This window comes from Streptomyces niphimycinicus, assembly GCF_018883605.1.
GTDB classification, from domain to species: domain Bacteria; phylum Actinomycetota; class Actinomycetes; order Streptomycetales; family Streptomycetaceae; genus Streptomyces; species Streptomyces niphimycinicus.
The window spans coordinates 1-461 of sequence record NZ_JAHLEM010000430.1; the positions used below are offsets into that span (position 1 = coordinate 1).

Here is a 461-nt window from a genome sequence, read left to right on the forward strand (position 1 = left end):
CACCACCTCGGAGGTGATCTTGATGTCCGACACCACGGCGCCGCCCTTCTGCGCCAGCCCCGTCTGGTCGAGGGTGCGCACCTGCTTGCCGTCGATCACCGCGGCGGTGGCGAGGACCTGCGCGACGGTGACCACGCCGGTGCCGCCCACTCCGGTGATGCGCACCGTGAAGTCCTCGCAGGCGGACCGCCGTTCGGGCGCCGGCAGCGCTTCGGCGGCCAGGTCGGGCAGCTCCCGGCGGCCCTCGGACCGCCCGGATCGCCCGGGGCGCCCGGGGCGCCCGGGGGCGACGGTCAGGAAGGACGGGCAGTCACCGTCCAGACATGAGTAGTCCAGGTTGCAGGAGGACTGATGGATCTCCGTCTTACGGCCGAACTCCGTGGTCACCGGATGGACGGACAGGCAGTTGGACTTCGTACCGCAGTCCCCGCACCCCTCGCAGACCCGCTCATTGATCACCA

At 70.9% G+C, this 461-nt stretch carries 1 protein-coding gene; it reads right to left on the minus strand.

Annotated features, from left to right (window positions below):
* Positions 1 to 461, minus strand: a 461-nt coding sequence (locus tag KN815_RS31690) for a 2-oxoacid:acceptor oxidoreductase family protein (protein ID WP_216345309.1), incomplete at both ends; no start/stop codon positions are given.